This window comes from Hymenobacter coccineus, from assembly GCF_001816125.1.
Taxonomy (GTDB): Bacteria; Bacteroidota; Bacteroidia; order Cytophagales; family Hymenobacteraceae; genus Hymenobacter; species Hymenobacter coccineus.
On record NZ_MDZA01000140.1, the window covers coordinates 1 to 5932 of the forward strand.

Genomic DNA, 5932 nt, shown 5'->3' on the forward strand with positions numbered 1-5932 from the left:
CGGCCGCCATCAGCATGGCGATGAAGGCCACAATGGTTTTGCCCGAGCCCACGTCGCCCTGCAACAGCCGGTTCATCTGCTGGCCGGCGCAGAAGTCCTTGTAAATGTCGTGGATGACCCGCTTTTGGGCCCCCGTGAGGTCGAAGCTGAGGTGGTTGTTATAGAAGTCAACCAGCGTGGGCACTTGGTTGAAGATCTGGCCGGCCAGCGTCACCTTACGCTGGTCTTTCTGGCGCAGCAGCTTGAGCTGAATGTAAAACAGCTCCTCGAACTTGAGCCGGAACCGCGCCGCCGCCAGCAAGTCCGGGCTCTGTGGGAAGTGAATCTGCTGCATCGCCTGGGCCTTGCCCATCAGCGCGTACTGCTCCACGAGGGCCGGCGAGAGCGTCTCGTTCACGTGGGGCAGCGCAATTTTTAGCAGGTCGCCCACCATGCGCATGATGGCCTTGCTGTCGACGCGGTGGTAGTTTTTGAGCTTCTCGCTGGTGTTGTACACCGGCTGCAAAAAGCTCTGGCCCGCCTTAGCTTCGGTCACTTCCTCCAGCTCGGGGTGGGCCATCTGGGGCCGCCCGTTGAACATGGTGGGTTTGCCAAACAGGATGTACTCCTTCTGGTTCTGCACAATCTGCTGCATCCACTTGATGCCCTTGAACCACACTAGGTCCAGGTCGCCGCTGGCGTCGCTCAGCGTGGCCGTGAGGCGCTGCTTGGGGCCCTCGCCCACGAGCTGGCGGTTGCGCAAAATGCCCTTCACCTGCACGTAGGGCAAGTCTTCGTGCAAGTCCACAACGTTGTAGAATTGCGTCCGGTCGAGGTAGCGAAACGGGTAGCGCTGGATGAGGTCGCCGTAGGTGAACAGGCCCAGCTCCTTGCCCAGCAGCTGCCCCCGCTGGGCCCCCACGCCCCGCAAAAACTCCAGCCGGGTAGTAAAAAAACTCATGTTTTTGAGCTGTTAGCTGCTGGCTATTAGCTGTTGGTTTACTTGTGAGTGGATAACTTAACTAATGCTAGCTCAATACAAAAAGCTAACAGCCATCAGCTAGTAGCTAACAGCTGACTATCGGTATTTCAACGTATTCAGCATCCGCACCATGTCAGTCTTCACGTACTCAATCACCGGGGCCAGCGAGTCGTTGGCAGTAGCGGTTTGGAAGTACAGGGCCCCGCGCAAAAAGTGCCGGGTGCTGTCGGTGGTGTAAAACTGAAACTGGCTCGGCACCTCGCCTTGCAGCTCAAATACCGAAGCGCGCATGCCGTTGGGCATCTTCAAAACCCGCTCGTCAATGGCCGTGGCCTTCACCTGGTGCTTGCCCGTGAGCTTGCGGGCGTCTTCCATCATCTTGTTGTACATGCGTCGGTCGCGGGCCACGTCCATGTACGTAATCTGCACGTTGGCATGCAATTGCGGGTAGTAGATGTTCAGCCAGTGCGGCTGCGCCATGTACGACGAGTCGCGCTTCACCACCGCCGACTGCGAGTAGTCGAACGAGTAGGGGTGGCCGTCGGGCAGGGCCCGGTAGCGGTGGGGCGGCAGCACGATGCGGTTGTAGCCCTTGGGCTTGGGCGTGAAGTCGGTCGCGGCCGTGCAGGCGGCCAGCCCGAGGGCCAGGGCCCCCAGCCAAGCCAGCCGGCCGGCAAAGCGCGGCAAAAAAGTAGAATGTTTCACGGATTGCTGTTAGTGGTCGCCGCCGTTCAAAGGTACTCCCGCCTTGCCGCAACGAAAAAAGCCCCGGCGCAGTGCCAGGGCTTTTCAGAAAGGGGACGGGCGCACGCCTAAAACGGCAGCTGGTCCAGCTCCGGCTCCTGCCGGAAGCTGACGGCCGGCTCGGCCACCGCGGCCGGGGCCCCGGTGGGGCCCCCGGGCCGCGCCCCCAGCATCGAAATCTCGTCGGCGATGATTTCGGTGATGTAGCGGGTTTGCTGGTCCTTGTCCTGGTACTGGCGGGTGCGCAACTTGCCTTCGATGTACACCTGCTGACCTTTTTTGAGGTATTTGTCGGCCATCTCTGCCAGGCCACGCCAGGCGGAGATGTTGTGCCACTCGGTACGCTCCACGCGCGTGCCTTGCTTGTCTTTGAAGTACTCGTTGGTGGCGAGCGTAAAATGCGCCACGCTGACGCCGCCTTCCAAGTGCCGCACCTCGGGGTCTTTGCCCAGGTTGCCTACTAAAATTACTTTGTTTACTCCGGCCATGACGGTAGGGGTTAAAAATGGTAAAATGCGTTTTACCTCGCAGAGATTAAGGTGCTATAAAAGTACGCACCCGAAACTATATTGCCAAATTTATTAGTAATAATATTTTAGTTTTTACCTAAATAATTGGCAATTAGTTGCGGCTTGGGCAACTCCTCAATTTCGGCCGGCGAGTAGGCCCGCAGGCCGGTGTCGGCCAGCGCCGTGGCCGGTAGGGCCCCCGCTAGCCAAATGGTATGGAAGCGCGCCTCCAGCTTCTGGTGGCTTAGCACGTGCTTGAGCAGGGGTGGGGGCCCTGGCTCGGCGGCGAGGCTAGTATCAAGCCGGCCGCCTAGGGCTTCCACGTGGCGCAGCACCTCGGCCGCGCCAAGCTCTAGGCCCGTGGTTTCGACCACAGCAAAGTCGTACAGACCCTGCCAAATGTCCTTTTCGCCGCGCTTCTTTAAGTACATGGCCTCGCCGTGGCGCAGCACCAGGTAGTGCAGGTAGCGTACCCGCGCCGCCTTTGCCTTGCTCTTCACTGGCAGCAGCGCCACTTGCCCGTGCTGAAACGCCCAACAGCTGTGTTGCATGGGGCAAAACAGGCAATCGGGCCGCGCTGGCGTGCATTGCAGGGCCCCAAACTCCATAATGGCCTGGTTAAAATCGGCGGGCGCGGCGGCCGGAATGTGCTGGTCAGCCAGGGCCTGGAATTCTTTGCGCGAACCTGGCGCGGCAATGTCGGAATGCAGCCCGAAAATGCGCGCCAGCACCCGGTACACGTTGCCGTCGAGCACGGCCACCGCCTCATCGAAGGCAAACGAGGCGATGGCCGCCGCCGTGTAGGGCCCCACGCCGCGCAGCTTCAGCAATTCGGCGTAGGTGGTGGGGAACTGGCCGCCGTGCTCCTGCACCACTTGCTGGGCCGTGTGGTGCATGTTGCGGGCCCGCGAGTAGTAGCCCAGGCCCTGCCATAGGCGCAGCACCTCCTGCTCGGGGGCCCCGGCCAGGGCCTGTACCGTGGGGTAGGCCGCCAGAAAGGCTTCATAGTAGGGGAGGCCCTGCGCCACGCGGGTTTGTTGAAGAATAACTTCGGACAGCCAGATGGCGTACGGGTCGCGGGTATGCCGCCAAGGCAAGTCGCGGTGGTGGCGGGGGTACCAGGCCAGCAGCGCAGCGGCTAGCACGGAAGGTTGGCGGGTGAGATTAGCCAAAATTTTGAGGACGAATAAATTGAGCCGGGGCCCTGATTGTAATGCGTGATTGGGAAAAACCAAAAAAGAAGCTACCTTTGTGGCCCGATTTCATAAGCGAATCGCCTACCGGGCAAGGGCTTACGCGGAAAGCGGGAGTTTTTATTGCCCAGATTCTTATTTTTTTTACCCTAAGTACCTACCCAACGTGACCAAAGCAGAGGTAATCGCCGAAATTTCGCAGAAAACCGGCATCGAGAAAGCAGATGTGTTGATGACCGTAGAAGCCTTCTTCAAAGTGGTGAAGGATTCCATGACCGAAGGCAACAACATCTACGTGCGCGGCTTCGGATCTTTCGTTAACAAGAAGCGCGCTCGTAAAGTGGCCCGCAACATCTCGAAAAACACGTCGCTCATCATCGAGGAGCACTACATCCCGAGCTTCAAGCCGTCGAAAACCTTCGTGGCCAAGATTAAAAATAGCAAGAAAGTAAAGACCACGGCCGCTAAAGCCTAGGTTTTTGTTGCTGATTACAAGCTAACTACCGGCTGTGCCGCCGGCGTCTTCCCGCAACTGGGAAGCCCGGCGGCCGGCTATTTTCTATGGCTACCACCGCCTCCCGTCCCGCCGCTCACCAAGTACTGGTCCTAGTCCTCGCCCTGGCGTTGGTCGGGGGCTTGTTCGTGCTGCCCAAGGGCATCGTGAAGCCCAAGGAAGGAAAGGCGGAATTGACCAATGATGCGGCCCGTACGGCCAACCGCGACGGCGGTGGCCCGGCTACCAACGGCTCCAAAGCCGATGCGTCGTCGGGTCCCGTATCGGCCGAGGCCGGGCCCACCACTTCCCCGGAGGGCCCTACATCCGCTGCGCCCCATACCACGGCCAGCAAGGAGCAGCGCCAGGAACTGGACCGCCTGGTGGGCCAATTCGCCAAAGCCGGCACTCCGGCCCAGAAGGCCGAAGCGGCTACGCTGCTGGCCCGCCGCTACGAGAACGTGCAGCGCTTCGACAGCGCGGGCTACTACTACGAGCAGTTGGCCGCGGCGCAGCCGGGGCCCCAGGCGTTGCAGCAAGCGGCGGATGCCTACTTCCAGGCGTTCAGCTTTGCCTCATCGGATGAGCGCATAAAGCTGCTCGGTGGCAAGGCCCGCGATTTGTACACCAAAGTATTGGCCAAGAGCCCCAACAACCTCGACGCCAAGACCAACCTGGGCATGACTTACATGGCCTCCGATAACCCCGTGCAAGGCGTAACGCTGCTGCGTGAAGTGTTGGCCGCCGACCCCAACAACGAAAGAGCCCTGTATGACCTTGGCATCCTGGCGGTGCAAAGCAACCAGTACGACAAGGCCGTGGAGCGCTTCCAGCAGTTGGTGAAGGTGAACCCCAAAAACGTGAACGCTCAGTTTTACCTGGGCGTTACCTCGGCCCGGACGGGGGCCAAAGAACAGGCCCGCGCTGCTTTCTTGGCAGCAAAGAGCCTCAGTGCCGACCCGGCCCTGGCCGCATCGGTCGAGGAAGAGCTGGCTAAATTGAAATAACTGTACCCCAACCCCAACAACTTAACCCACAAGCATATGCCCTGCGGTAAAAAACGTAAACGCCATAAGATTGCCACCCACAAGCGTAAGAAGCGCCTGCGCAAGAACCGCCACAAGAAGAAGTAAGCCGCCCCTCGGGGTGCTTTGGCAACCAGGGGTTTCGGCTTGAAACCCGCCGGTTGCCCATCTCTCACAGTAGCCTCCCGGATGCGGCGGGTGTGTGCTTTTCCCGTGGCTCGCGAGGGAAGTCAGAACTTTGGGTTCTGGCTTCCCTTTTGCTGGTTTTGGGGTATTGCTATATATCCGTCCATCGGGGCTACTTTAACTAAACAAGACATTGAGTAATGAATTAGTCATTAATTCTACTCAGGAAGGCGAACGAATTGCGCTGTTGCAGGATAAGCGGCTCATTGAGTACCACTTCGACCGCAACGACACCAACTATTCGGTGGGCGATATCTTCCTGGGCACGGTGAAAAAGGTGATGCCCGGCCTCAACGCGGCTTTCGTAGACATTGGCTACGAAAAGGATGCGTTTTTGCACTACGGCGACTTGGGCGAGCAATACCCCTCGTTCACGAAGTGGGCGCGGACCGTGCAGAGCGGTCGGGCTGCTGCTGCCAACCTCGACCAGTTCACGTTTGAGCCACCCCTCGAAAAAGTGGGCAAGGCCGATAGCGTGTTCAAAAAAGGCCAGCAAATTGTGGTGCAGGTCATTAAGGAGCCCATCTCCACGAAGGGGCCTCGGGTAAGCACCGACATCTCGATGGCGGGCCGCTACCTCGTACTAATGCCATTTTCGAACACGATCAGCGTAAGCAAAAAAATCGTGAGCAAAGCGGAACGTGACCGCCTCAAGCGCCTCATCGCCAGCATTAAGCCCGAAAATTTTGGTGTCATTATCCGCACCGTGGCGGAGGGGCGCGACGTGGCCGAGCTGGATAAGGACATGCAGGACATGGTGGGCAAGTGGGAGCAATTGTATACCACGCTGCGCACCGCAAAGCCCAACGATAAAGTACTGG

Annotated in this window: 7 protein-coding genes; 3 read left to right on the forward strand and 4 right to left on the reverse strand. The window is 59.1% G+C overall.

The genetic code is table 11. The annotated features are described in order from the left end of the window. From BEN49_RS10000 to mutY, 4 genes are all read right to left on the reverse strand, one after another. On the reverse strand, positions 1-940 hold a 940-nt coding region (locus BEN49_RS10000; RefSeq protein ID WP_369073211.1), incomplete at its 3' end, for an OB-fold nucleic acid binding domain-containing protein. 117 nt (positions 941-1057) lie between these two features. Next, positions 1058-1648 (reverse strand): gliding motility lipoprotein GldD, encoded by a 591-nt coding sequence (gene gldD / locus BEN49_RS10005; protein ID WP_094123139.1) that lies wholly within the window; start codon positions 1646-1648, stop codon positions 1058-1060. A 125-nt stretch (positions 1649-1773) separates the two neighbouring features. Continuing rightward, the gene (locus tag BEN49_RS10010) at positions 1774-2193 is read right to left on the reverse strand and encodes a single-stranded DNA-binding protein (protein WP_070742893.1); all 420 of its coding nucleotides are present in this window, start codon (positions 2191-2193) and stop codon (positions 1774-1776) included. A 107-nt stretch (positions 2194-2300) separates the two neighbouring features. Then, a complete protein-coding gene (gene mutY, locus BEN49_RS10015; protein WP_239691893.1) occupies positions 2301-3386 on the reverse strand; it encodes an A/G-specific adenine glycosylase in 1086 nt (361 codons plus the stop codon). A gap of 79 nt (positions 3387-3465) precedes the next feature. Here mutY and BEN49_RS10020 point away from each other — a divergent pair, with 79 nt between their 5' ends. The 3 genes from BEN49_RS10020 to BEN49_RS10030 form a co-directional block, all read left to right on the forward strand. Beyond that, entirely contained in the window at positions 3466-3882 is a 417-nt protein-coding gene (locus BEN49_RS10020) for an HU family DNA-binding protein (RefSeq protein WP_498366029.1), read from the forward strand. An 86-nt stretch (positions 3883-3968) separates the two neighbouring features. Next, positions 3969-4907, forward strand: coding sequence for a tetratricopeptide repeat protein (locus tag BEN49_RS10025; RefSeq protein ID WP_070742897.1), 939 nt, complete (start codon positions 3969-3971; stop codon positions 4905-4907). 337 nt (positions 4908-5244) lie between these two features. Continuing rightward, a partial coding sequence (locus BEN49_RS10030; protein WP_193415782.1) for a ribonuclease E/G occupies positions 5245-5932 on the forward strand: 688 nt, incomplete at its 3' end.